Origin of the sequence: Pelagicoccus sp. SDUM812005 (assembly GCF_031127875.1) — a bacterium.
GTDB lineage: Bacteria > Verrucomicrobiota > Verrucomicrobiia > Opitutales > Opitutaceae > Pelagicoccus.
Genome location: NZ_JARXIA010000008.1, coordinates 21755 through 46161 on the forward strand (window position 1 = coordinate 21755; position 24407 = coordinate 46161).

Consider the following 24407-nt stretch of genomic DNA (forward strand, 5'->3'; position numbering starts at 1 on the left):
CACGACCTTACCGAAATGAGCTTTAACACCCTCCTCACCCACCCCGGATCCGCCCACAAGGACGACCTGCTCGCCTGCTGCGTCCTGCTCGCCAAAAATCCCGTCCCCATCCAGCGACGCGAACCCACCCCCGAAGACCTGGCCGATCCCCACACCGCCGTGGTAGACGTCGGCGACCACCACCAGCCCGAGCGCGGCAATTTCGACCACCACCAGTTTCCCCGCGACACGCCCCCCACCTGCGCCCTCTCCCTCGTGCTCCGGCACTACGGCCTCTACGAGGACGCCAAGGCCTTCTGCGAATGGCTCGAGCCGGCCGAGTGGTTCGACTGCCGCGGCCCCAACCACACCGCCCAATGGCTGGGCGTCGAGCGCGAGGTCATCGGCAAGCTCAACTCCCCCATCGACATGACCCTCCTGCGCCGCTTCGCCGCCTCCCCCCTCCACCAGCCCGGCGAAGCCGTCTGGGAGATGATGAAGCTCGTCGGCGAAGACCTCGTCGACTACCTCGCTAGCACCCGGGCTCGCATCGACTTCGTCTCCGCCCACAGCCAAATCTGGGAGTGCGGCCCGCTCAAGTTCCTCTACCTCCCCCGCGTCGAATCCGAAATCGACGACCCCTCCTCCGGCATCGGCCACTACCTCCGCGAAAAAGGCCTCGACCAAGAAATCGCCGGCACCGTCTATCCCGACCGCCGCAATACCGGCTACGGCATCTTCCGCTACAACGACCATCCCGCCCTCGACTACACCCAGATCGAAAACGAGCCCGACGTACACTTCGCCCACAAAAGCGGCTTCGTCGCAAAGACCACCGCTACCGAGCCCGACCGCCTCCGGCAACTCGCCGCTCAGGGCATCAAAGCCGAGGCCTAAAAGCCTCCGCGCCCCGCTCCGAAAGCGGCGCAATCCCCACAAAACTCAAAAAAAGTCCAAAAAAGTCTGAACAAATTCCGCTCTGCTTCGTCTTTCTTAGCAGATCATCGCTTAGCGAGATCTTATTTGGGGTAACAAAGAAAACAAGTGGCGGATTGCTTAGGGGTAGGCAATCCGCCTTTTCTTTGCCCAAGCGGTACGTAGACAGCCCACCCACCTGCAGCGACGCCATTTCGGTCATTCGTCTAGGCGTCCTACGTATCTATTCATTTTATAGGCGTTGATAGGTACCCGTATCGTTCGCTAGAGTCCTGACGCTGATTGCCCGCCGGTACGGTTCTTAGCCCATTACGCGTTATGAACCTCCTACGGCCCTTCGTCTCCTTTTCGATCGTCGCTGCTCTGCGATCAGCCCTCCTCAGTTCGAGTCATTCTTCGATGACTCCAACAACTAGACCTGCCGCGCTGCTTTTAGCCACGGCCACGCTAGCCTTCCTATCGGTAGCGGACCTGCGAGCCGAGGACAACCCGAGGCAAGACCTCGAACCCGACGAGCATGGAGCCAGAACCTTCAACCTCTACCTGAAGAACGACACCCACGAGACGCTGAACTTCCTCATTAGCGAGGCCGACTGCACGGATTCACCCCTCGATACCGATAAGTACGGCTCCGTCGCTCCAGGCGGACAAGTCACCGTTTGGATCGCCCGCGTGCAAGGAAACGGATGCGACGGCGAAAACGGTTCCTTCCGCCTGCGCCCGAGCCTGTTTGCGTACAAGGACTCCGTTGTCTTCATGTTCAGCAACGACGGAGGCCTCTGGCTCGCGACCACTCCAAACCTCTACCAGGACACCCTCACCAAAGACGCGAGAGGCCACTACACTTACACGATACACGCCGACGACAAGAAACCGCGCCTCGCGACGGCGATCGACGAACGCCTCACCCAACCTCGCAACCGCATCGCCTACGACTCAGGCGAATGGGGCCGTCTCGACGCGGGAATCACCGCCAAAGTAGACCTTCTCCGCTTCGACGAAGATAGAACCAAGTTTTTCCCGGCTTGGTTCGAGTCCTGCGTTGGAGAAGCCCTCTACCATCCGCAGCACGTCAAACGACTGCCGAACAAGGACGGCAAAGCCTATTTCATGATCGCCCAGTCGCGCGCTCACAATGGCTACATCACTTTGGTCGAGACGTATCCAAACGCCCTCGACGAAACTACCGACCGCGTATTCGCCCCCGATTCGGATCCCAGAGTCGCCGTGCCCGTCGGCGAAGTTATCTGGCAAGACGTCTTCACCGGAAAGGAAAACGGCAACTTCAACCGCATCGGCAACTGGAACCACCCCGCAAAGATGGCGGTTATGGGCGGCGTCCTCGTCGTCGTTGCCCAAAACTGGAGCGAAGGCATCGGATTGGACGGCATCGGTTGCTCAAACGACACCAGCAATCCCTACCAACGAGGAGAATCCGAGGACGCGCTTCTCTTCTACGATATCCGCGACCCGGCCAAACCCGCCTACTGGGGAATGATGAGCGCCTCGGACCTCGAACTGCCATCCATCGAATACTTCAACGGCACAGACGGCTCAGGTCGCGGCGGGCATGCCAAACAGATAAGCGTAGTAAGCTTGGCCTACATCCATGAAACAGGCAAATGGCGCATCAACGCGGGCGGACGGTTCAACGAAGCAAACTACTACACAACCTGGGAAACGAATTCTGACTCGTTTTCGCCCAAGATCGAAGACTGGGAGAAAATCGCCTCTCCCCCTTCTACCGCCTTCTACACCTCCGGAGAACATGGAGACGATTTCGAAAGCTACCAACTCGCGGACGGTCGCGCTCGATCGGGAACGCTTCGCAACATGTCTTTCGTAACCGCAGACAACGGCCCCGGTGCATCCGAGGTGGAAGGTTTCACCTTCGCCAGCGCATTCGACGGATCAATCCCCTACAACATGGGACCGCTCGAACAAGCAAAGGACTGGGTCGCCGAATCCGTGTACGTCACGGAAAGAGGAGAGACCCTCGCCTACACGGTTCAAAACAGCAACCCGCCCGATGGCGGAACGCTTCCTCTTCACGCTACCAATCCCCCCCTTTTCGGACACGAAAGGCGGATCGGCTACCATCTATTCCAAGTCCACGACACACGAAATACTCCTCCCAAATCAAAACCTTTCTTCAACGAAGTATTCCAAGTAGTCGAGAACACCAACGACAGCGGCCCCGGCTCGCTCCGCGCCGCAATCGCTAGAGGCGGACGCATCACCTTCCTCCCAGCCGTAAACGGCAAAACCCTCACCCTCACCTCCGGGCCCCTCGTCGTCTACTTGGAAGATACCGAAATCGCCGGCTACTCCCCGCTGCTACCCAACGGGCAGCCCGGCCCCAAACTGACCGAGGGCTTTACCATCGTCGGCGATACCAGTTCAGACGACCAACAGGGAATCTTTCTCATCGAAGGCGGCCGCAGCCTCACTGTCGACAATCTCAACTTGGAAATGAGAACCGCCATTCCGTCCAACGCCGGCAAACTGAACGCCGCCGTTTACGTACGCCCAAACACTAACTTTACCCTGCGAAACAGTACCATAATCACGAACCCAAGCGTGCATGCGGTGCTGAATCTCGGCGGAACCGTGCTCGCAGAAAACTCAACCATCACCATGGCTCGATTCTTCCATACCACCGAAGAACGGCCAATCGTATTTAATACGGGAACCATGACGCTGCGCTCCTGCACCGTCGCTCCCCAGAAAGAGGACATTTGGAAAAACTCCGCTATCTACAGCTTGAACGCGACTCGACTTGAACTCGAAAATACAATCGTCGCCACCTACGGTTATAACAACGTCGCCCTGTTCGGCGACTACCATGCGACCGGGGCCAACCTGATCACCAGCCACTATCGCGATCGACTCAGCGGTCCAGCCGCCATCACCGCCGATCCCCAGCTCTCTCCCCTCGCAAACAACGGCGGCACCACCAAAACATTCGCCCTTCAATACGGATCGCCAGCCATCGCCTCCGCAAGCGCCTCGCCCTTGACCACCGACCAGCGCGGCAAGGACGCGGAAGGCAATCCCATCCTACGCATAGCCAACGTCGATTCCGTCAACGACCTCGGCGCCTTCGAATCCATGGGGCCCGCCCAACTCATCGCCCCTCGATCCACCTCCTTCTCTATCTCCGGCGACACCTTCTCCTGGAGCAACGTAAACGAAGCCACCTACAAAAAAGTATTCCTCACCTCCGCCGACGGTACCCCGTCAGACGAGGGAGAAACCTCCGAGCAATCTTGGGAACTGAATAAAACGCTGGAAAAAAGCACGGAGTATTTCTGGCGTATCGATACCATAATAAACGGAAACACTTATAAAGGCCCCATCCAAAGCGTCACCACCCGCGGCGACCTTATCGTAACGACCCTCCTAGACGAGAACGACCCCCTTATCGGACAAGGCGCTGGCGATTCTCTACGAGAAACCATCGCCGAAGCAGTCCCGGGCGAAACCATCCGCTTCGCCTCCAACCTAGCAGGCAAGAGCATCACGCTCGATCAAGCCAACGGCCAAATCCTTCTAGGCAGTGACCTCATCCTTGATGCCAGCAATCTGAATACGCCGGTTACCATCATCGCCGCAGAAAACGCTCGTATCTTTGAAATCGCAGAGGGAGCAACCGTCACCCTAAAAGGCCTCAAACTAACATCAGGCCGCAGCGATCTCGGTGGAGCGATCTATAACAACGAATCCAACCTAACGCTCGAAGCCTGCACCCTCCGCGAAAACGAAGCCAGTCAATCAGGCGGTGCCATCTATAACGATGGCGGTACCGTAACCCTGCTCCACTCGCGACTAACAAAAAACAAAGCCACCCAAAACGGAGGCGGTATATACAACGCCAACGACGGCTCGCTTATAATAAAAGACTCCAAGCTTCTCGACAACCAAGCCGTGCAACACGGGGGAGCCCTCTATAATTCCGGAGCAAGCTTCGAACTCGATAGAGTCGGAGCCATCGGAAACGGCGCCGAGCGCGGCGGAGCAATCGCAAACGCTGGTACAGGAGTAGGCTTAATCGAGAACAGCACCTTGCAAGGAAACGGAGCAAGCTCCTCGTTCGGCGGCGGAGCCTACAACGACTCAACGGCAAGCCTCACCCTACGCCACGTCACCACCACCGGAAACGTAGGTGGCGGTATCTACAACGCGAATACAGCAACCCTCACCCTCGAAAACTCCATCGTCGCCAGCAACGTTGATACATCGAACAGCCCAATCGACTACCAAGGGAACCTAACCGCAGTCGGCGCGAACATTGTCGAAACCCATGACGGCAGCATACTCAGCGGTCCTACCCCCATCAGCGCAGACCCCCACCTCGAACGCGTCAACTTGGACATCCAACGCGCCCCGAAGCCCGGATCTCCCGCCCTCGACGCCGCGATCGTTTCAGAGGACACCCCGTCCCTCGATCAAAACGGCGACGCCCGTACCTTCGGAGGAGCTCCCGATCTCGGAGCAATCGAAGCGCAACTGCAGGCCGATGCCTCCCTCCTCTGGGTGACGACCAGCGCTGGCCCTATCTATCCAGGCTTCCGGTCCTCAACATATGAATACAAAACCTCTCTCCCCGATGGGAAGACTTCCCTTGCGGTAAGAGCGGGCAGCCCCATCAACAGCAACCAAAACATCGAAATCAAGTTCAACGACGGAGACTTCAGCCAGCTCAACTCAAAAGCCGCCTCGGCAGATTTCGTTATAAATTCCGAAACCAGTACCATCGAGCTAAAGGTCACGGCCCAGAACCTCGTCACGGTGCAATCCTACCTTATCAACGTGCTTCCCGAAGCAGTGCCCGTGCGCGACGGTGGACTCGCCTCGCTTGCCTCTAGCCTCGATACCATCGCTCCGATCTTCAACGCGAACGACTTGTCGTACGCAGCTTACGCTCCCAACGAAGTGGATACAGTCGCCATCACCGCGATGCCAGCCGACGAAAGTTCAAAGCTGGAAATCCGCAAAAACCTCGGAGCCTTCACAAGCCTCGCCAGCGGAGTTGCCTCTAATGCGTTTAGCTTGGACGCAGGAAAAAACCTCTTCGACGTTCGCGTGATCAGCGATGGCAACCTCACCACTGCGACCTACGAACTAGCGGTCACGAGAGCGCCCCCCGCCCTTGCAAACGCAAACCTGAGCGCGCTCGCCACAGGACTTGGAAAACTTTCACCCGCCTTCAGTCCCGGCGAAACCTTCTATAAACTCGTCTTCGAAAACTCCACCGAATCAATCTCCATTACGCCGACGCTCGCGGAAGCCAGCGCCAGCGCCGAAATCCGATTGAACGAAGGAAACTTCAGTCCTCTCACATCAGGACAGGCAAGCAACGCCATCGCCTTGAATCCTGGATTTAATCTAATCGAAGTCAGAGCCACCGCCGCGAACGGCACCACCACCAGAACCTATAAAATAACGGTATCGAGAACAGTCGACGGACTCGAAAGGGTCAGCGAAGGCAGCAACGATCGCTCCTTCAATCCCTCCATTTCTGCCGACTGTCGGTATATCGCCTTCTCGTCTCGCGCCACCAACCTTGTCGACAACGATACCAACAACAAAGAGGACGTCTTCGTCTACGACCGCGCCAACGATACTACGAAACGTGTCTCTATAAGCCAGTCTGGAGTCCAAGGAAACTTCGAATCATCCAATCCCTCCATCTCCTCCAACGGACGCTTCGTCGCATTCGAATCGGAAGCGACCAACCTTGTCCCCAACGACGAAAACGGAAATCCCGACCGCTCAGCCGGGCAGGATATATTCGTCTACGATCTCGAGCTCGATACCATCGAACGCGTCTCGCTCCGGAGCAACGGAAGCGAATCCAACCAAGCCTCGCAAGAAGCTACCCTATCAGGCGACGGACGCTATGTCGCCTTCGCCTCCGGCGCCAACAACCTCGTTCCTGATTTCAATTTCGGCGAGGTGAATGTCTACTTGGTCGATCGCGAAGAAGATACTATTATCGGAATCCCCGTTCCCTTCGAAGATATACTATCAAACCAGGCGTCCCTGAATCCCGTTATTTCATCCGACGGCAAATTCGTCGCCTTCGAATTCCACGTCAGCAGAAATATAGATCAAAACAACGAATCCTATAGCTACCGGGATATTTATCTATTCAATCGCGAAACCAAAGCCGTCGAACGCGTCACCGGCACGATCTCCGGGGTTCCAGCCGACGCCGCAGATTCCAGCAATCCTAGCATCTCGGGCGATGGGCGATATATAGCCTTCGATTCCGAACTCGACGAACTCGTCTTCGCAGACACCAAAGGCGAACCGCACGTCTACGTCTACGACCGAGAAACCGGCGTCACCCAACGTGTATCCAAAAGTATAAACAATATCGACGATCCGTTCCGAAACGCGACCCACCCATCCATTTCCCAAGACGGGCGCTACATCGCCTTCCAATCTAATTCCAGCACTCTGGTCGAAAATGATACGAATGGAACAACGGACATCTTCGTCCGCGACATGCTCACCGGCGTTATCGTTCGCAAATCGACCCCCACAAGTGGAATTGAATCAAACGGCGAATCGACCGCTCCCTCGATTTCTGCCGACGGGCGTTGTATCGTCTTTCAGTCGAAAGCCACGAATCTTGCCGACAGCGATGTATCCAGTTCGGATGACATCTACCTCGCCAACACCAGCGACGAAGCTCCGAGCTCCTACGCAGGCCTGAATGTCTTTTCCAACTTTGGCGCCTTCGATGCAGGCGAAACGACCGTCGCCACCAGCGTCGGAAGCGATGTTGCATTCGCTCAGTTGCGACTGAACGCCGCCGATCAACTCTCGAAGATCGCAGTCAGCATCAACGGCGGGGATTTCGCTACCGTCGCTTCCGAAGGAGCCATCGAAAACCTCCCGCTACAAACCGGCGCCAACACGATTGACGTCAAGGTGACAGCTGCCGACGGAACCACCATCGAGAGCTACCGCTACACCGTCACCCGAGCGATGAACTCCAACGCGAATCTCAGTGACTTGATCACCGTGCCGGACGATGTAGCGACACTCTCTCCAGACTTCGACAGCGATACCGTCGCCTACACCGCCAGCGTGCCCACCGAAGTCGATAGCATAGTGATCGGACCCATCGCCGCCCACCCGCTCGCGACCCTCACCGTAGCCGGAAAAAGCGTCGCCGCGGGCGAAATCAGCGAAGCCCTCGACCTGTCCTTCGGCGAAAACGTCATAGCCGTGAAAGTCACCGCCGAAGACGGCACTACCAAAACCTACACTATCGCCATCCAAAGGGAGCTCAGCTCCGACGCGACGCTCGCGAGCTTGGGTACGAATATTGACCTCGAAACCGGCCCCCTTCCCTTCAGCAGCCAATCGACGAGCTACCGCACGAGCCTAGCCGACACCATGCGGGCCATCACCCTCACTCCCACGGCCCAAAATCCAAACGCAACCGTAACCGTAAACGGAACCGCTGTCTCTTCCGGCTCCACGAGCGACCCCATCCCCCTCAGACTGGGCATCAACACTATCAATGTGACCGTGACCGCTCAAGACGGGGCCACCACCCAGAGCTACATCCTATCGATAACCAGTACCGAGACTCCCAAAATCAGTATCGACACGTCCTCGCTAACCAGCGGGACACCCCCGAAACTGAGCCTAACCTGGCAGTCCGAATCGGGAGCCAGCTACATCATCGAGCAATCGAACAATCTAGAAGACTGGGTCCCGATTGATCCCGAAGTCCCCAGCGCGGGAGACTCCACAACCAGCGAATTCGAGCTCAGCTCACCCAGCGAGGCCCCGATCTTCCTGCGCATCAAGCTCAAGTAAACCAAATCGCGAAACGCGGGGCGCGAGGTTTATCCTCGTCCCGCACAGAGCAGGAGCTTCAAAAAAACTCAGATCCCGCTACACCAAAACCGGAGCGGTCTTGCCTTCCGGCACGGTCAAGATCTCCGGACCCTTTTCGCCTACCAGCACCGTGTGCTCGAAGTGGGCGCTGGGGCTGCCGTCCGCGCTCAGCGCCGTCCAGCCATCCTCGCCCATGGCGATCTTGTGCTTGCCCATGTTCACCATCGGCTCGATGCAGAGCACCATGCCCCGCTTGAGCCGCTGGTAGTCGTTGGGACGTCCGAAATTCGGAATCTGCGGCTCCTCGTGCAAAGTCTTGCCTACGCCATGACCCACGAAATCGCGGATCACGCTGAAGCCCGCTCGCTCCACCTTCTTCTGCACCGCGCTGGAAATCTTGCCGACCTTGTTGCCGGCCACCGCATTCTTGATGCCCTCGTACATCGACTCCTCCGTCACGTCCAGCAAGCGCTGCAGCTCCGGATCCACCCGGCCCACCGGGATGGTACGGCAATTGTCGCCGATATAGCCGTTGTAGCGGGTGCAAACGTCCACGCTGATCACATCGCCCTCCTTGAGCACGCGCTCCAGAGTTCCGATGCCGTGCACCACCTCGTCGTTCACCGAAAGGCAGGTCCAAGAAGGAAAAACGCGGGACCCTACCTTGTATTGGTAGCAGGCGCTCTCGCAGCCGATCTCCTCCATGAAGCGGCGCCCCGCCTGGTCCAGATCGTAAGTGTTCATGCCGGGCACCACCAAGGCGCACATGCGGTCCAGCACAGTGGCTGCTGCTTGGGCGGCTTCCTTGATGGCCTTATATTGCTCTTCGTTCCGTACGATCATGTCTCAGTCTATCGAACTTTGTTCTGCAATAGATAATCGGTTTCAAGCGCAAAACCTGAGCCTCACTCCAGCTCCAGCTGCCCGTCCGTCTCGGAGGCCACCTCCGCCACCTCCTGCGGAAGCGCCTTCTTGGCCTTGGCTCCCAGGTCCTTCAAGCGCTGCACCTGGTTCACCAAATTGCCCCGCCCGTTCGACAGCTTGTTCATCGCCGCGTCGTAGGCCAGCTGGCTGCGCCCGATCTGCTCGCCGATCTTCTGCATGTCCTCGAAAAAGCCCACGAACTTGTCGTAGAGCAGGCCGCTCTTCTCCGCGATGTCGATCGCGTTGCGGGTTTGCTTCTCCTGCCGCCAAATGTTCGCAACCGTACGCAAGGTCGCCAGCAAGGTCGAAGGCGTCACGATCACCACGTTCTGGCGAAAGGCGAAGTCGAAGAGCGTATCGTCGGCCTGGATGGCCATCACGAAGGCCGGCTCCACCGGGATGAACATCAGCGTAAAGTCCGGCGACTGGATTTCGTACAAAGCGTCGTAGCGCTTCTTGCTCAGCTCCAGCACGTGGTTCTTCACGCTCTGGATGTGCTCCCTCAAGGCCGCTTCCCGCTTGGTCTCGTCGTCCTCGTTCACGCAGCGCTCGTAGGCCACCAAGCTCACCTTGGCGTCGATCACTAAGTGCTTGCCCTCCGGCAAGTTCACCAGGACGTCCGGCTGCTGGCGCTTGCCATCCTCGGAGGTGAAGCTCGCCTGGGTACGGTACTCGCGCCCCTGTTCCAGCCCCGACTTCTCCAGAACCGTTTCCAAGACCAGCTCGCCCCAGTTACCCTGCGTCTTGGTCTGCCCCTTCAAAGCCGTCGTCAAGTTGCGGGCCTCCGTGCTCATCTTTTGGTTGAGCTCGCCCAAGGTCTTCAGCTGGGCCACCAGCTCCGCCCGGTCCTTCACGCTCTGGTCATGGGTACGGTCCACCCGCACCCGAAAATCCGTGATCTTCTCCGCCAACGGCACCAGCAGCTTGTCCAAGCTCTCCTTGTTGCGAGCCACGAACTTCTCCGAATTCGCGTCCAGCACCCGCGTCGCCAAAGTCTCGAACTCCGCCGTCAGCTTCTGCTGCAGCTCCGCCACCTCCTTCTTCTGCTCCTCGATCCGCGTCTCCATCGACTGGATACGCTCATCCGCAGCTGCCAATCTCGCCCCCAAGCCCGCATTCGTCTCCCGCAAGCGGACCAGCTCGGCCTTCGCCTCCGCCAGCGAAGCCTCGCCCGAGCGGGAACGCTCCTCTAGCTTCGCGTTCTCCTGGGCGGCCATGGCCAAACGCCCCTCCAGCTCCATCCGCTCCTCCTCCGGCAAGCCCTTGGGCGTGCGCAAGCGGTAGGCCTGGATAAACCAAGCCGCCGCGAATCCCGCCACCAAAGCGATCAACCAAGCCCACTGCTCGATCATTTGCCGCCCTCCAGCTCCACGCTGATCTTGCGGGCTGCTTCGAAACCAAGCTGCCGCTTCGCTCCGTCGCTAAACTCCAGCGAAACGACCCCGGCCTGCGCGTCCCGGCCCGACACCAGCAAACCCTGCCCGGGCGTCAGAGAATTGCTCTCCAAGTATTGCAAAAACTGGTCCTCCTGGTCCTCGATCCGGCCCACGACCACCCGCTGCCCCTGCTTGCAGTCCACCAGCGGCAGCAAGTCGCGCACCGCAATGGCCCCGCTCTTGTCCGGGATCGGATCCCCATGCGGGTCCAGCTCCGGATGCCCCAGCAGGACGTCGATACGCTCCAGCACCCGGTCCGAAATCACATGCTCCAAGGCCTCCGCCTCGTCGTGGATCTCGTGCCAGTCCATGCCCAGCACTTTGACCAAAAACAGCTCGATCATGCGGTGCCGCCGCAATACCAGCAAAGCCAGCTCCTTGCCCTGATCCGTCAGCTGCACCCCCACCCGCGGCGTATAGCCCACCAGCCCCGTCTTCGCCAAAGACTTCACCATCGTGGTCGCCGTCCCGGGAGTCACCTCCAGCGAGGTGGAAAGATCGCCCATGCTCACGTTCCCCCCCTCGCCCTGCTCGAACTGCAAGGTGTAAATATTCTTGATGTAGTTTTCTACCGTACTGGTCGCCATGATCTAAATTCCTTCGCCACCCCGCACGTCGAAAAAGGAGGACCGGCTTCGCCAAAGACGGCAATGAAAGCCCGTCCCGACAGAAGCCCGCGACCAAGGAGCAACGGGGCAATAGACACTCCCTATCGCTGACCCATCGGGCCTCGATTGCAAAGCCTTTTGTAGCGCCCGGATCGTGGCTCCGCCCGTAAAACAAATGTCAATTCCCGCGCGAACAGCACTTAACGGCATAGAGGGATTCACTCAGGGCCGCCCCATCCGATAAAAGCAATGAACAGTCGTAATGAGCCACCACTTCAAAGTCCATATCGTCGAAGACGATAAAACCACCCGCCGCCTCCTCGAAAACGTCACCAGCATGCTGGGCTACGACGTCAAATCCTACGAGAATGGCCAGCAAGCCTGGGACGCCTTCCGGATCGAACGCCCCCAAATCGTCATCAGCGACTGGATGCTCCCCGAAATGGACGGGCTCGAGCTCTGCCGCAAGCTGCGCGAGAGCATGAAGGACAGCTACACCTACTTCGTCCTCGTCACCGCTCAGAAACGTTCCCGCCCCAACCTCGAAGCCGCCATCAACGCCGGCGTCGACGACTTCCTCAAGAAGCCGATCAGCTCCGACGAGATCTGGAACCGCCTCCGCGTCGCCGAACGCATCCTCAATTTCAACAAGCAAGTCCAACGCCTCGAAAGCCTCATCCCCATCTGCTGCTACTGCAAAAAGGTCCGCAACGACGGAGACCTCTGGGAACAGATCGAGCAATACGTCAACGAACGCACCGGCGCCGACTTCACCCACTCCATCTGCCCTAGCTGCATGGACACCCACGTCCGTCCCCAAATGGAATCCTACAAGCAGTCCCTCAAGGACAAATCCCGCGCCTCCACCGACTAGCCCCCATCAGGACTCTCGTCGCTCAGAGCTGACGCGCCTTCACTCTCCGCATTTCTCCAACTCCACCCAAGTCGCGCCCCAGCCGCCTCCCGTCTGGTCGCACAGGCCGAAGTCCCGCACGCAGGCGATCTTGCGCAGCTGGCCATGCACCAGCTCCCGCAGCGACCCGGAGCCCTTGCCGTGGATCACCCGCACCCGCGTGATCCCCTTCTCCAAGCATAGCTCGAAGTAGTCCGGCAACAGCTCCTTCACCTCCTTCGGGCGAAAGGTATGCAGGTCCAACTCGTCAGATATCGGGAACTCAATCGGCTCGTCTTCCATTATTTTCGTAAAACAACCCCTTTCCCCCTACGAATCCACTAAAACCGCTAGACTCGCGGCCGAATTACCCAGTAGGTAAGGAGCGAACTCCCTGCCCAACCCACCCATGTACCGACTCGGCCATAGCATCACCGTCGCCCTCAGCCTCCTCGCCAGCCTAGGATTCAGCCTCGCCGCGACCGCTCAACCCACGCCCCCAGCAGCCGAGGAAAAGGACGAGCTCATCCCGCCCGAGGCCATCTACAAGATCGACCCCACCCACCCCGCCGAGCTCTACGCCCGCGGCATCGAAGGCGAAGCCATCATCATCGTCTCCGTCGACGTCTTCGGCACCGCCCTCGATCCCGTCGTCGACCGGGCCACCCACGACGAGTTCGGCCTCGCCGCCATGCTCGCCGCCTCCGAGTGGATCTTCGAACCCGCCACCAAAAACGGAGTCCCCGTAGCCGTACGCGTCAAAATCCCCTTCACCTTCAAGATCGCCTTCGAGCACAAGCTAAACGTCGAGATGGGCCGCGAAGTCTTCAAGGAGATCGACGTCCCCGTCACCCCCTCCTTCGAGCTCGACCAGGCCCCCATGCCCAAGTTCATCCCCGCCTTCGACGCCTTCTACCCCGAAGAATTCGCCAACACCGGCAAAAGCGCCGCCGTCAGCGTCGAGTTCATCGTCAACCCCGACGGCAACGTCATCAATCCCCGCATCGTATCCATTTCCACCCCCGGCTTCGAAGAAGCCGCTCTGCGAGCCATCGCCCACATCCAGTACAACACCATCCGCGTCCAGGGCCAACCCGTCTACGTTTCCATCATGATGCCCATCCAGTTCTCCCCCTAAAGCTCGGGCACCCACCGACACAGGCGGAATAACGCTAATCGCACTCCCTCACCCGCTACCGCGCCCTCAGCATAAAAATGACTTCTCGTCATATCGATAATCCCGAGGTCGCAGCGGTCTTCGATTCATATCCCCCCGAACCGCGGCAGCGCCTCCTGGAGCTGAGAAGCCTAATCTTAGCAGTCGGAAAACGCATCGATGGGATCGTCGCCGTAGAGGAGTCGCTCAAATGGGGACAGCCAAGCTACTCGTGCCTTTCAGGCAGCTCGATTCGCTTGGGCTGGGACAGGAAATCACCCGAAACCATCAGCCTCTACTTCCACTGCCAGACCAAGCTGGTCCGCACCTTTCGAGCGCTGTATCCAAAGAGCTTCACCTTCGTGGGAAATCGAGAGATCCGATTTCATAAAAACGACCCTATCCCTGCAAAAGAACTAGAACACTGCCTCGAACTCGCGCATTCCTATCATCGCATAAAAAACCTTCCCCTACTTGGCGCCGCAAAGAACCGATAAGCCTTTTTCCCGTCGATCCTGCTGGCCCACGCCCCTGCCCTCACTCGCAACCACGCTCGATCGGACATGAACCTAAGCTCAATCATTATCGGCTACGCGACCTCTACGCTCGGCGGCGCCCTCTTGCTGTGGCTCGTCATCGACAAGGTCCTGTGGAAGATGATGGAAAAAGAAGGCGGCGGGAAAAAGCCCTTATCCTTCTCCCTTCTGCTGGGTATCCTTGAACGGGCCTCCTATACCACCGCCCTGCTCATGGGGCACCCCGCCTGGATCGGCGTCTACCTCGCCATGAAGGTTGCCGTTGGCTGGAGGGCCCAGCAATCAAGGGTGTCCCCCTCCGACAACGTCTACCTCATCGGAAACCTGCTGTCGATCGGCATGGGCCTGCTGGGTTACTGGATCGCCACAGACCTCAAAACCCTCGCCCCCTAGCGGCGAAAGGCCGCCCCGCCTTCCATGAAGATCCCCACCACCATCAAGCTTGAAACGGAGCGGTGCTTGCTGCGCTTCATCACCCAAGAGGACATACCTCACATCTTCAGCGCGACCCGATACGAGGGATTCAACGACGGCATGCTCTGGGAGCCGCCGCAAAGCGAAGACGAATTACAGGAACCCTTTGAGCGAAATGTGAGGCATGGAACGAAGGGCTCAGCTACACCTTCACTATCGAATCGAAAGAAAAAGGCGAGTTCATCGGACGCATCGCGACCCGCAAGCAACCGGGTGAACAGATATGGGATATCGGCTTCTGGACCCACCCAGCGCACCAATCCCAAGGATTCATGAGCGAGAGCGTCGCCCGAGTGATCGAATTTTGCTTCGCCGAACTCAACGCTTCCAAACTCGTCGCCTGCCACGCTCTCTGGAACAAATCCAGCGAGAAAGTATTGAAGCGCAACGGACTGAGCTTCGTCCGGCACGTCCCAGAAGGCTTCAAAAAGAACGGTCGTTGGGTGGAAGAAAACCAGCTCGAGATAACGCGGGAAAACTGGGAACGCCGCCGCTCCGCTTAACGACGTCCATTCCCCCAGCCTCCCTTTATGCTGCGAACTAGAAGGAGCGGATCTTGATGGCCACGCCCCAGGAGCTATCCTTGCGGTAGTAGTCGACTAGGTCGCTGTTGTATCCATAACGGTACCACAGCGAGGTATACTTGAAGCCGAGCTCCAAGCGGGCCGTGATACGCTGGAAGGGATCCTTGTAGCCGGTGCGAAGCTCTAGCATGATTTCGTTCGCGTCAAAGAACCAGTCCAAGCTTTTGGATTGGTAACGCACGCTGGCTCGCAGGCCGTCGACCTTGTTGCGGCGAATCTCGCCGTCGTACTCAGCGAGCCAATCCCTGTCCTCTTCCCAGAGGTTATACTCCTCCGCCCCGTTCTGCAGAAGCCCGTCCTTCAAGTAATACCGTCCGTCGAACATGAGGAAAACCTTCCCTGTATCGAGCTGCCAACTACTGGACCAACGGGCACCGAGATAGTCCCAGCCGCGACTGAGCTCGTCGCGAGCGATGCTGGCGTCCCCGTCCACCAAAAGATATTCCGCCTGCAAAGCCTCGAAACGCGTCCGCCCCAAGGCCGCCTCCTCGGGAGTTTGCGGATCCTCCAGGTCTCCGATGCGTTGGCCATTGGACTCGTGCCCGTAGGACAACTCGAAGTAGTCGTGCAAGCTGTAGCCTTGCTCCGCCGAGGAAGTAAGGTCGCGGCGCTTCTGCCACCAACGGGCGCTGAGCAGCGGATTGAAGCGCTTGCCCACCACTGGCGAGGACTCGCGGGTGCCCATGTACTGCCCCGCCCGACCGCTAAACGCGAGGTAGAGGCGCGGCTGGTAGGGGAAAAGCTTGGGGGTGTCGTAGTCCCGCCCCTCCACCGGAAACTTGTTGCTGGGATTCCACGATTCCCAGGGGAAAAGGATGGAAGAGGGCGTGATGACGGAAAGGGAGAAGTCAAGGTAGGCTTGGTCTCCCTCGTCGAAGGTGTACCCGACGTACAAGGGCTCGTAGGTGCGCACCACGTCCTTCCAGGAAGGCGGGTCCGGCGTGGTGGCTTCCGGCTCGATCCCGTTCGCCTGCTGTTGGGCGAAGGCGATCGGAGCGCCTGCTAATGCTGCTGCAACGAAGAGTGGACAGACTCGTTTCATAGGCAATTGCTGAGGTATTCAGGCTGCGGGCACAACCTCAGAAAGCTCAAACCCGCTTGACCGTGACCAGCGTCAAGTCGTCGTCGTAAGTCTTCTTGCCGCTGAAACTGCGGAGCGACCCGAGGAGGCGCTGGCTGATTTCCGCCGCGCTTCCCTTGCGGTTCGACTTGACGGAGTCGGCCACCCGAGCTGCGGAAAATTCCTTGCCGCTCGCGTTCGACGTTTCGATGACTCCATCCGTAAAGGCCAAGAAGACATCCCCTTCCCGGAACGGAACCGTCTTCTCTTCCAAGAATTCCTTGAACGCCTCGTCCGGAACCATGCCCACAGGAAAGCCGTCGCTGTCCGGAAAGCTGGCTTGGCAAACGCCCCGGGCGTTATCGTAGGAGCAAAGCAAGGGACGCTCGTGGCCCGCTCGGGCGTAGGTGATCTGCCCTGCGTCCAAATCGATGACTGCGTAGAGCACCGTCACGTAAGTATCACCTTTGATCTCGTCCGCCACCACTCGGTTCAACTCGCGAAGCACCTCGTATGGGGAATCTTCGACCTGGGCGATGCGGTGCAGGTTGGTACGGCAAATCGCCATCACGATGGAAGCCGGTATCCCTTTTCCCGATACGTCCGCTACGGCAACGCCGAGCTTCCGCTCGCCCAAGGGAATCACGTCGTACAAGTCGCCGCCGATCGTATGGGAAGACACGTATTGGGCGTCGATCTCCAGCCCCTCGATCTGCGGCAACTGCTGGGGCAGCAGCATGAGCTGGATGCTGCGAGCGAGCCCGAGGTCGATGTCGATCTGCTTGCGCTCGAGCATGAGGGTCAGGAAGGTGTTGTTGCGGATGGCGATGCCGGCCTGCTCCGCCAAGGATTGCACCACGGACTGGTCCGTCTCCGTAAAGGGCGCCCCGTCGGCCGAATTGCAGACCGCCAAGACGCCTAGCACCTCGTCGCGAAAGAGGATCGGAGCGCAGATCGTGGTGGTCACCCGCAGCGCGGAATCGCTGTGCCGCACGATACGCGGATCCGTTCTCCCGTCCTTGACAAGGATCGGTCTCTTGCTGCGTGCGGCCTCGCCGGCCACTCCTTCGCTGAGCGGAAACTCTTCGGTCTTCAGCACGCTTTCAATGAACTTGGCCCGAGTGGCAATCTGGTCCTGCACGTCGGGCGGCAGCGGGCGGTGCGGCGGAAAGAGGCCTTCCACGGCGACGCTCCTCAGCGTTCCCTGCTCCGTCTTTTCAAATACGCAGGCGCTCAATGCCCCCGTGCTCACCACCGCCGCATGCACGATCCGCTGGAAGAGCGCCTCCTTGCTCAGCTCGTCGCCCAAGGCCTGCACCATGTCGTGCATGAAGTCGGCCACGATCAGCTTTTCCTGGTGGGCGAGCTGAGCCCGCTCCAAGTATTCGGAACTGCGCTTCACCTCTCGGAAATAGAGCCAACCGAAGAGGCATCCGACCAACAGCAATACGAGGGGAAACAGCAGGCTCATGGGGCAAGGGACAACGGCTAGGGAGCGGCGGATCGTCGCTCGAGAGGCCGCAGCCACGGCGGGCCCAGCGTGTCGATGGATGCCCGAAGGCTCAATTCCTCCCGTTTCGGGCTCGCAAACGGCTCTGCGGCAAGACCCCTCATGACGGATGTTTCGAAAGAGGCGACGCGATAGCCCCTCGGCTTAGCCCTCGTCCTCTACCCGATTCTTGAGGTAGGCGATGACGTCCTGGAACTTCTCCTGGTTGTCGGAATCCGCGGCGACGAGGTTCTCGTGGGCCTCCAAGCAAAGGCGAGCGTTCTCCAGCTCGTTGAGCTGCTTGGCGTTCAGGGCCGTGGTGGCGCCGACCCCAGATGCCAAGGTCTCCTCACCGGCATCCACCGTCGCGATGCGGTGCAGGCCAAGGTTTTTGACCAGCTCGAGGTTGCGGTCGTTGAGGCGCGAAAGAACGAGGGAGCCCTTAGGCTCCAAGCGTCGCAACTCCAAGGCGCAGCCGGCCAAGACGCCGAGCACCGTGCTGTCCATCCCCGTGCACTGGCTGAAGTCGAAGACGAAGTCCCGCTTGCCGGCGGCGTAGGAGTTCTTGAGGAATTCCTTGAGCGGCACGACGTTCTGAAAGGAGGCACGACCAGCGATCCGCACTGCGACGGGATTGGAATAAGGATCGACTAAAAAAACAGGAGTGTCTTCAGACATGACTTCGGAACGCGCTTGAAAGGATGACGCTTGGATTGTGATAGGCCACGGTTTACTTCGCAGACTTGATGATATCCCGCAAAACATAAGGGAGAATACCACCGTTGCGAATATATTCTACTTCGATATCTGTATCAACGCGCACCTTCATTTCCACCTCGTCGGTTTCCCCGTTGGCGCGCTCGATCACTGCAGTGAGCGACTGGCCTGGCTTGAGGTCGTCGCCGAGCCCCGGCAAGGAAACGATCTCGCTGCCGTCCAGGCCGAGCGATAGGGCGCTTTGGCCGTCGAGGAACTCGAGCGGAAGCACGCCCATGCCGATCAGATTGGAACGGTGGATACGCTCGTAGCTGCGAGCCACCACGGCTTTGACGCCGAGCAGGTTGGTGCCCTTGGCCGCCCAGTCGCGCGAGCTGCCCATGCCGTAGTCGATGCCGGAGAATATAATCAGCGGAGTGCCGCGCTCCTTGTAGACCTGGCAGGCGTCGAAGATGGTCGCGGGCTCGCCTTCCGGCATGACCTTGGTGAAGCCGCCTTCCTTGCCGTCGGCCATGAGGTTCCTCACCCGAACGTTGGCGAAGGTGCCGCGGGTCATGATCAAGTCGTTGCCGCGACGGCTGCCGTAGGAATTGAAGTCCTTCGGCTCCACCCCGCGGGACTGCAGGAACTGGCCAGCAGGCGTCTCGGGCTTGAAGGAACCGGCGGGCGAAATGTGGTCGGTAGTGACGGAGTCGCCGAGAATGGCGAGCGGACGCATGCCGACGATCGGCTGGATCGACCCGACCTCCATGGAGAAACCGTCGAAGAAAGGCGGACGGTGGATGTAGGTAGAGCTGTCGTCCCACTCGTAGAGGTCCCCCGTGGAGGACTCGATCTTAAGCCACTCGGGATTGGCGCTGGCCACGTCGGAATATTGGCGGCGGAACATCTCGGGCTTCAGACCCTTGACGATGGCAGCCTCGATCTCGGCGTTGCTGGGCCAGACGTCCTTAAGATAGACGGGATTGCCCTCCCGGTCCTCGCCGAGCGGATCGGTCAAAAGATCGATATCCACGCGGCCGGCCAGAGCGTAGGCGACCACCAAAGGAGGCGACATCAGGAAGTTCGCCTTGATGGAGCCGTGCACGCGGGCTTCGAAGTTGCGGTTGCCGGAAAGTACCGACGCCGCCACTAGGTCGCCCTCGGCGATGGCCGCCTCGATCGGATCCGCCAAGGGGCCGGAGTTGCCGATACAAGTGGTGCAACCGTAGCCGACGAGGTTGAAACCGAGCGCGTCGAGGGACGACTGCAATCCCGTCTCCGCAAGGTAGTCGGTCACCACGCGCGAGCCGGGAGCCAGTGAAGTCTTGACCGTCGGATTGACGGAAAGCCCCTTCTCGACCGCCTTCTTGGCCAGCAAGCCGGCGGCGAGCATGACGCTCGGGTTGGAAGTGTTGGTGCAGGAAGTGATCGCCGCGATGAGCACGGAACCGTGCCCGATCTGCTGGCCGTTCATGGCGTCGTCCGACTCGACCGTAACCTGGGTCGCCCGCTCCGCCGCTGGGCGGCCGAAACCGCCGTCGGAAGTGGCGCGCGTGAACAGGTCGTTGAAGGAGCTCTTCAGCTCCCTCACCACGATCCGGTCCTGCGGGCGCTTGGGGCCCGCTACGCTCGGCTCGATGCTGCTCATGTCGAGATCCACCACGTCGGTGTACTCGAGCTCGCCCGCGGCAGGGATGCCGAAAAGGTTTTGGGCCTCGAGGTAAGCCTTCACCGCTGCCACGTGCTCCGGTTCGCGACCGGTCGCCTCGAGGTACTGCAGCGACTTTTCGTCGACCGGAAAATAACCCATGGTGGCGCCGTACTCGGGAGCCATGTTGGCGATGGTGGCACGGTCCGCGAGAGAGAGCTTGCGAGCGCCTTCGCCATGGAACTCCACGAACTTTCCGACTACCTTCTTCTCGCGCAAGACTTCCGTGATGCGGAGGGTCAGGTCCGTGGCGGTCACCCCTTCCTTGAGGGCACCGGTAAGATTAACGCCGATCACCTCCGGCGTGAGGAAATAAACGGGCTGGCCCAGCATGCCGGACTCCGCCTCGATGCCGCCCACGCCCCAGCCCACTACGCCGAGGCCGTTGATCATAGTAGTGTGGGAATCGGTGCCCACCAAGGTATCCGGATAAAAGACGTTGCCGCCCGCCACTGGCTTGGCGTGCACCACCTTGGCCAAGTACTCGAGATTGACCTGGTGCACGATGCCGATGCCCGGAGGCACCACCTGGAAAGTGTCGAAAGCTTGCTGGCCCCACTTGAGGAACTCGTAGCGCTCCATGTTGCGCTGGAATTCGATGGCCATGTTCTGCAGGAAGGAATCCGCCGTGCCGGACTTGTCGACCTGCACCGAGTGGTCCACCACCAAGTCCACCGGCACCAGCGGCTCGATCATGGACGAGTCCTTGCCCAGGTCCGCTACCGCGGAACGCATGGCCGCCAGATCCACCAAAAGCGGCACTCCCGTGAAATCCTGCAACACGATGCGAGACAGCACGAAGGGGATCTCGACCTTGGCCGGGTCCTTGGCCTTCCAGTTCGCGAGCGCCTCCACGTCACCCTGCTTGACCCGCTTGCCGTCGCAATTGCGCAAGACGGACTCGAGTACCACCCGGATGGATACCGGAAGCTTGGATATCGGACCCACTCCGCTCTCCTCAAGAGAAGGCAGCGAGTAATAATACGACTCTCCCTCGAGGCCCGAGTCGAAAGTCCTAAGTGAGTTCAACGGATTCGGAAGTTCGCTCATAATTATACGTATCTGTCTTTCCGGAAACTGGTTCTACTGACGTAGGCCAAACAAAACAGGCCGATCCCGGAAGCGGACCGACCCGGTTGAAAACAAAAGCCCCGACTAAGCGAGGGCAGCTTTAATCGCGCCGAAGTCCGGCAACTGCTTCGGATCGTCGCTCGACTCCGAATAGATCACTTCGCCGTCCTTGCTGATGACGAAGGCAGCGCGCTTGGAAACGCCCTTGAGGCCAATCAGGTCCTCGAAAAGCACGTCGTAAGCCGTGGAAACTTCCTTGTTGAAGTCGCTCAGCAACGGGAAGTTCAAGCCGTTCGCCTTCGCGAAGGCTTCCTGCGCGAAGGGGCTGTCGACGCTGATGCCGTAAACCTTGGCGTCTAGATCGTTGTATTCGGAAAGCGAGTCGCGGATGCCGCAAAGCTCCGACTCGCAAACGCTCGTGAAAGCGAGCGGGAAAAAGAGGAGCACCGTCGCGGAAGAACCGTAGTTCGCGCTCAAGGTGACGTCAGCCAAGCCTTCGTCGTTTTTGCTCTTCAAAGTGAAATCAGGGGCCTTGGTGCCAGTCGCGATTGCCATAGTCTTGATGTGTTTTCCTTGGATGGTTTAACGAGGAGCCGACGAGCATTGTACAATCCCCAATCGGGGCAAATCGAAAGTGGGCCCAATTCAGCTAAATCCGCCGGTTTTCTCGGCGAAACCGAATCACCCAAGGGTTTCGCATTAGCAGAACCGATAGCGCCCCGCCCCAAGACCTCGCCGCAAATCCAAGCTTGACCTTCGCTCCTCTTACTTTGATTGATCAAAGTCTAGTATTTGAAATGACGAACAAAGTTTTTAGAACCCTCGCAGCAAGCGTCGCCGCCGCCCTTTCCACCGGCGGCTTCGCCTCCGACTCGCATTCCCACGCCTCCCCGGAGCGGGTCGTGGATCTGGACGCCTTCCAAGTCGTCTCCACCGGCACCCGCACCGAACGCCTCGCCCGCGAGCTACCCATCCGCACCGAACTGCTCGGGGCCGACCTCTTCCTAGCATCCGGCGCCCGCGACCTCGCCTCCGCCCTGGAGTACATGAACGGCATCCGCACCGAGGCGAACTGCCAAAACTGCGGCACCTCCGAGATCAAGATGCTCGGCCTGGGCTCCGGCTACAACCGCCTCCTCTTCGACAGCCAGCCCCTTTTCTCCGGACTCGCCTCCGTCTACGGCATCGAGCACATCCCCACCGCCTTCATCTCCCGCGTCGAAGTCGTCAAGGGCGGCGCCTCCAGCCTCTACGGCCCCGGCGCCGTCGCCGGGGTCATCAACATCCTCCCCAACGAACCGGTCGTCGACAAGCAACGCTACGACAGCTCGCTGGAAAGCGTCTCCGGCAAGCTTTTCCGCAGCGCCTCCCTGCTCCGCGACTGGTCCTCGCCGACCGGCGACCTAGCCCTCTCCTTGTATGGACAATTCAACGACAACGACGCCGTCGACCTCAATGGCGATGGCTTCACCGAAATCACGCGAAAGCAGTTCTACACCGCAGGAGCCAACGGCTGGATCTACCCCACCGAAAACGGCAAGCTCAGCGCCAACTACTCCTACAGCTGGGAAAAGCGACGCGGAGGCAACGCCCTCCACCTCCTCCCCCACGAATCCCAAACCACCGAACAGCTCGAGCACCATTGGCACCGCGGAGGCATCGCTTGGGAAAGCTCCCTCCCCAGCGAGGTCGACTACCGCCTCAGCGCCTCCGCCTCCTACGTCACCCGCGACAGCTACTATGGCGGAGTCGGCGCCGTCGCCCTGCCCGAAAGCCCCGACTACGACCCCGTAGCCTACCAAGCCGCTCTCGAAGACTCCAAGCTTCTGTATGGATATTCGGATACGATGCGCTACTACCTCGACTCCCTCTTCTCCAAAAGCGTCGGCCAACACCACTTCTCCTGGGGAGCCCAATTCCAAGTCGACGAAGTCTTCGACGAAAAGCGCAACGAGCGCGGCCTAGCCCTTCGCACCGACGGCTCCCAAGCCACCTTCAGCCGACAAGACCCCATCGCCGACGGCGCCTTCGAGAACTTCGGGCTCTTCTTCCAAGACGAATGGATGCCCCAGCAGTCCACCACCCTGATCACCGGCCTTCGCGCCGACCGGCATTCGGAACTCTCAAGCTGGATCCTCTCGCCCCGCATCGCCCTGCGCCACACCACCAGCCCGGCTTGGACCTGGCGAGCCTCCATCACCACCGGCTTCCGCGCCCCCGAAATTTTCGACGAAGACTTCCATATCGAAATCCTCGACGACCCCACCCGCACCCGCAACGCCAGCGACCTCAAAGAGGAAAATTCCACCTCCTACTCCGCCGGTTTCGTCTGGACCCCCTCGCCCGAACAGCAAAGCCGCTTCCAGCTCGAAGGGGAGCTCTACCGCACCGATCTGCGCGATACCTTCAACGTATCCGATATCGTATACACCGATTCCCATGGCAACGCCTACAAGGAACGGGTCAACTCCGGCGGCTCCACCGTGCAAGGCTTCGAGCTGAACGCCGCCTACCGCCTCAGCCAACGCTGGAAAGCCGATATCGGCCTCACCCATGTGGACGCAACCTTCGACGCCCCCCAAGAAGTCCTGCCGGGGATCTTCGAAAGCCGCTACCTCGAAACCCCGCAATGGAGCGGCGTCGCCCAGCTCAAATACGAGAACGACGACTTCCTAGACCTCTTCTTCGGACTCGTCTACACCGGCCCCATGATCGCCGCTCGCGAAGTGGAAGGCAGCCTCAACCCCTCCACCCAGGAGTTCTTCGTGTTCGACATCACCGCCACTAAACACCTCCACCGCACCGTAGGAGGAAAACAACTACACATCGACCTCATGGCAGGGGTAAAGAACCTCTTCGACCACCGCCAGCCGGACCTCACCTCCGGCCCCGAACGAGATACGACCTACTTCTACGGTCCGAGATACCCCCGTCGCTTCGTCCTCCGGGCCGGCTTGAACTGGTAGTCGAGCCCCCTCCCGTCGCGACCGCT

The 24407-nt window shown here is 59.5% G+C and carries 16 protein-coding genes and 1 pseudogene; 8 read left to right on the top strand and 9 right to left on the bottom strand.

Annotation, left to right across the window (positions count from 1 at the left end):
• The first annotated feature begins 15 nt into the window (after positions 1-15).
• Both QEH57_RS10935 and QEH57_RS10940 read left to right on the top strand, forming a co-directional pair.
• Positions 16-876: an MYG1 family protein gene (locus tag QEH57_RS10935; RefSeq protein WP_309006765.1), complete on the top strand. Its 861-nt coding sequence runs from the start codon at positions 16-18 to the stop codon at positions 874-876.
• Positions 877-1314: 438 nt separating this feature from the next.
• Positions 1315-8757, top strand: a complete 7443-nt coding sequence (locus QEH57_RS10940; protein ID WP_309006766.1) for a cadherin-like beta sandwich domain-containing protein — start codon at positions 1315-1317, stop codon at positions 8755-8757.
• A gap of 78 nt (positions 8758-8835) precedes the next feature.
• Here the strand turns inward: QEH57_RS10940 and map are convergent, their stop codons facing one another.
• The 3 genes from map to QEH57_RS10955 all read right to left on the bottom strand — a co-directional run bounded on the left by map (position 8836) and on the right by QEH57_RS10955 (position 11725).
• Positions 8836-9621 (bottom strand): type I methionyl aminopeptidase, encoded by a 786-nt coding sequence (map, locus tag QEH57_RS10945; protein ID WP_309006767.1) that lies wholly within the window; start codon positions 9619-9621, stop codon positions 8836-8838.
• Positions 9622-9683: 62 nt separating this feature from the next.
• A complete protein-coding gene (gene rmuC / locus QEH57_RS10950) occupies positions 9684-11054 on the bottom strand; it encodes a DNA recombination protein RmuC (protein ID WP_309006768.1) in 1371 nt (456 codons plus the stop codon).
• Positions 11051-11725 (bottom strand): metal-dependent transcriptional regulator, encoded by a 675-nt coding sequence (locus QEH57_RS10955; protein WP_309006769.1) that lies wholly within the window; start codon positions 11723-11725, stop codon positions 11051-11053. The genes rmuC and QEH57_RS10955 overlap by 4 nt, the downstream gene beginning before the upstream one ends.
• 283 nt (positions 11726-12008) lie before the next feature.
• On the opposite strand from QEH57_RS10955, the gene QEH57_RS10960 reads away from it, so the two are divergent.
• Complete coding sequence (locus QEH57_RS10960; RefSeq protein WP_309006770.1) at positions 12009-12620, top strand: response regulator; 612 nt, start codon at positions 12009-12011, stop codon at positions 12618-12620.
• Positions 12621-12659: 39 nt separating this feature from the next.
• Here QEH57_RS10960 and QEH57_RS10965 read toward each other — a convergent pair whose 3' ends face one another.
• Positions 12660-12941, bottom strand: coding sequence for a Smr/MutS family protein (locus QEH57_RS10965; RefSeq protein ID WP_309006771.1), 282 nt, complete (start codon positions 12939-12941; stop codon positions 12660-12662).
• Between the two features lie 106 nt (positions 12942-13047).
• On the opposite strand from QEH57_RS10965, the gene QEH57_RS10970 reads away from it, so the two are divergent.
• The 4 genes and pseudogenes from QEH57_RS10970 to QEH57_RS10985 all read left to right on the top strand — a co-directional run.
• The gene (locus QEH57_RS10970; RefSeq protein WP_309006772.1) at positions 13048-13776 is read left to right on the top strand and encodes an energy transducer TonB; all 729 of its coding nucleotides are present in this window, start codon (positions 13048-13050) and stop codon (positions 13774-13776) included.
• Between the two features lie 77 nt (positions 13777-13853).
• The gene (locus QEH57_RS10975) at positions 13854-14291 is read left to right on the top strand and encodes a DUF1801 domain-containing protein (protein WP_309006773.1); all 438 of its coding nucleotides are present in this window, start codon (positions 13854-13856) and stop codon (positions 14289-14291) included.
• A 66-nt stretch (positions 14292-14357) separates the two neighbouring features.
• Entirely contained in the window at positions 14358-14723 is a 366-nt protein-coding gene (locus QEH57_RS10980; RefSeq protein WP_309006774.1) for a hypothetical protein, read from the top strand.
• Positions 14724-14944: 221 nt separating this feature from the next.
• Positions 14945-15307: pseudogene (locus QEH57_RS10985) on the top strand (GNAT family protein); the annotation flags it as partial.
• A gap of 37 nt (positions 15308-15344) precedes the next feature.
• Here QEH57_RS10985 and QEH57_RS10990 read toward each other — a convergent pair.
• From QEH57_RS10990 to QEH57_RS11010, 5 genes are all read right to left on the bottom strand, one after another.
• Positions 15345-16430, bottom strand: coding sequence for a hypothetical protein (locus QEH57_RS10990; RefSeq protein WP_309006775.1), 1086 nt, complete (start codon positions 16428-16430; stop codon positions 15345-15347).
• A 46-nt stretch (positions 16431-16476) separates the two neighbouring features.
• On the bottom strand, positions 16477-17919 hold the full coding sequence (locus QEH57_RS10995) for a SpoIIE family protein phosphatase (RefSeq protein ID WP_309006776.1): 1443 nt from the start codon (positions 17917-17919) through the stop codon (positions 16477-16479).
• A gap of 183 nt (positions 17920-18102) precedes the next feature.
• Positions 18103-18615: an STAS domain-containing protein gene (locus QEH57_RS11000; protein ID WP_309006777.1), complete on the bottom strand. Its 513-nt coding sequence runs from the start codon at positions 18613-18615 to the stop codon at positions 18103-18105.
• Positions 18616-18667: 52 nt separating this feature from the next.
• The gene (acnA, locus tag QEH57_RS11005; RefSeq protein WP_309006778.1) at positions 18668-21394 is read right to left on the bottom strand and encodes an aconitate hydratase AcnA; all 2727 of its coding nucleotides are present in this window, start codon (positions 21392-21394) and stop codon (positions 18668-18670) included.
• Positions 21395-21499: 105 nt separating this feature from the next.
• Positions 21500-21970 (bottom strand): redoxin domain-containing protein, encoded by a 471-nt coding sequence (locus tag QEH57_RS11010; protein ID WP_309006779.1) that lies wholly within the window; start codon positions 21968-21970, stop codon positions 21500-21502.
• 242 nt (positions 21971-22212) lie between these two features.
• Between QEH57_RS11010 and QEH57_RS11015 the strand changes: the two genes are divergently transcribed.
• Positions 22213-24381: a TonB-dependent receptor gene (locus QEH57_RS11015; protein ID WP_309006780.1), complete on the top strand. Its 2169-nt coding sequence runs from the start codon at positions 22213-22215 to the stop codon at positions 24379-24381.
• Positions 24382-24407: the final 26 nt, after the last annotated feature.

Excerpts from the sequence above, each read along its gene's own strand:
- QEH57_RS10935 (WP_309006765.1), top strand. The coding sequence starts at position 16 with ATGAGCTTTAACACCCTCCTCACCCACCCCGGATCCGCCCACAAGGAC.
- QEH57_RS10940 (WP_309006766.1), top strand. The coding sequence starts at position 1,315 with ATGACTCCAACAACTAGACCTGCCGCGCTGCTTTTAGCCACGGCCACG.
- map (WP_309006767.1), bottom strand. The coding sequence starts at position 9,621 with ATGATCGTACGGAACGAAGAGCAATATAAGGCCATCAAGGAAGCCGCC.
- rmuC (WP_309006768.1), bottom strand. The coding sequence starts at position 11,054 with ATGATCGAGCAGTGGGCTTGGTTGATCGCTTTGGTGGCGGGATTCGCG.
- QEH57_RS10955 (WP_309006769.1), bottom strand. The coding sequence starts at position 11,725 with ATGGCGACCAGTACGGTAGAAAACTACATCAAGAATATTTACACCTTG.
- QEH57_RS10960 (WP_309006770.1), top strand. The coding sequence starts at position 12,009 with ATGAGCCACCACTTCAAAGTCCATATCGTCGAAGACGATAAAACCACC.
- QEH57_RS10965 (WP_309006771.1), bottom strand. The coding sequence starts at position 12,941 with ATGGAAGACGAGCCGATTGAGTTCCCGATATCTGACGAGTTGGACCTG.
- QEH57_RS10970 (WP_309006772.1), top strand. The coding sequence starts at position 13,048 with ATGTACCGACTCGGCCATAGCATCACCGTCGCCCTCAGCCTCCTCGCC.
- QEH57_RS10975 (WP_309006773.1), top strand. The coding sequence starts at position 13,854 with ATGACTTCTCGTCATATCGATAATCCCGAGGTCGCAGCGGTCTTCGAT.
- QEH57_RS10980 (WP_309006774.1), top strand. The coding sequence starts at position 14,358 with ATGAACCTAAGCTCAATCATTATCGGCTACGCGACCTCTACGCTCGGC.
- QEH57_RS10990 (WP_309006775.1), bottom strand. The coding sequence starts at position 16,430 with ATGAAACGAGTCTGTCCACTCTTCGTTGCAGCAGCATTAGCAGGCGCT.
- QEH57_RS10995 (WP_309006776.1), bottom strand. The coding sequence starts at position 17,919 with ATGAGCCTGCTGTTTCCCCTCGTATTGCTGTTGGTCGGATGCCTCTTC.
- QEH57_RS11000 (WP_309006777.1), bottom strand. The coding sequence starts at position 18,615 with ATGTCTGAAGACACTCCTGTTTTTTTAGTCGATCCTTATTCCAATCCC.
- acnA (WP_309006778.1), bottom strand. The coding sequence starts at position 21,394 with ATGAGCGAACTTCCGAATCCGTTGAACTCACTTAGGACTTTCGACTCG.
- QEH57_RS11010 (WP_309006779.1), bottom strand. The coding sequence starts at position 21,970 with ATGGCAATCGCGACTGGCACCAAGGCCCCTGATTTCACTTTGAAGAGC.
- QEH57_RS11015 (WP_309006780.1), top strand. The coding sequence starts at position 22,213 with ATGACGAACAAAGTTTTTAGAACCCTCGCAGCAAGCGTCGCCGCCGCC.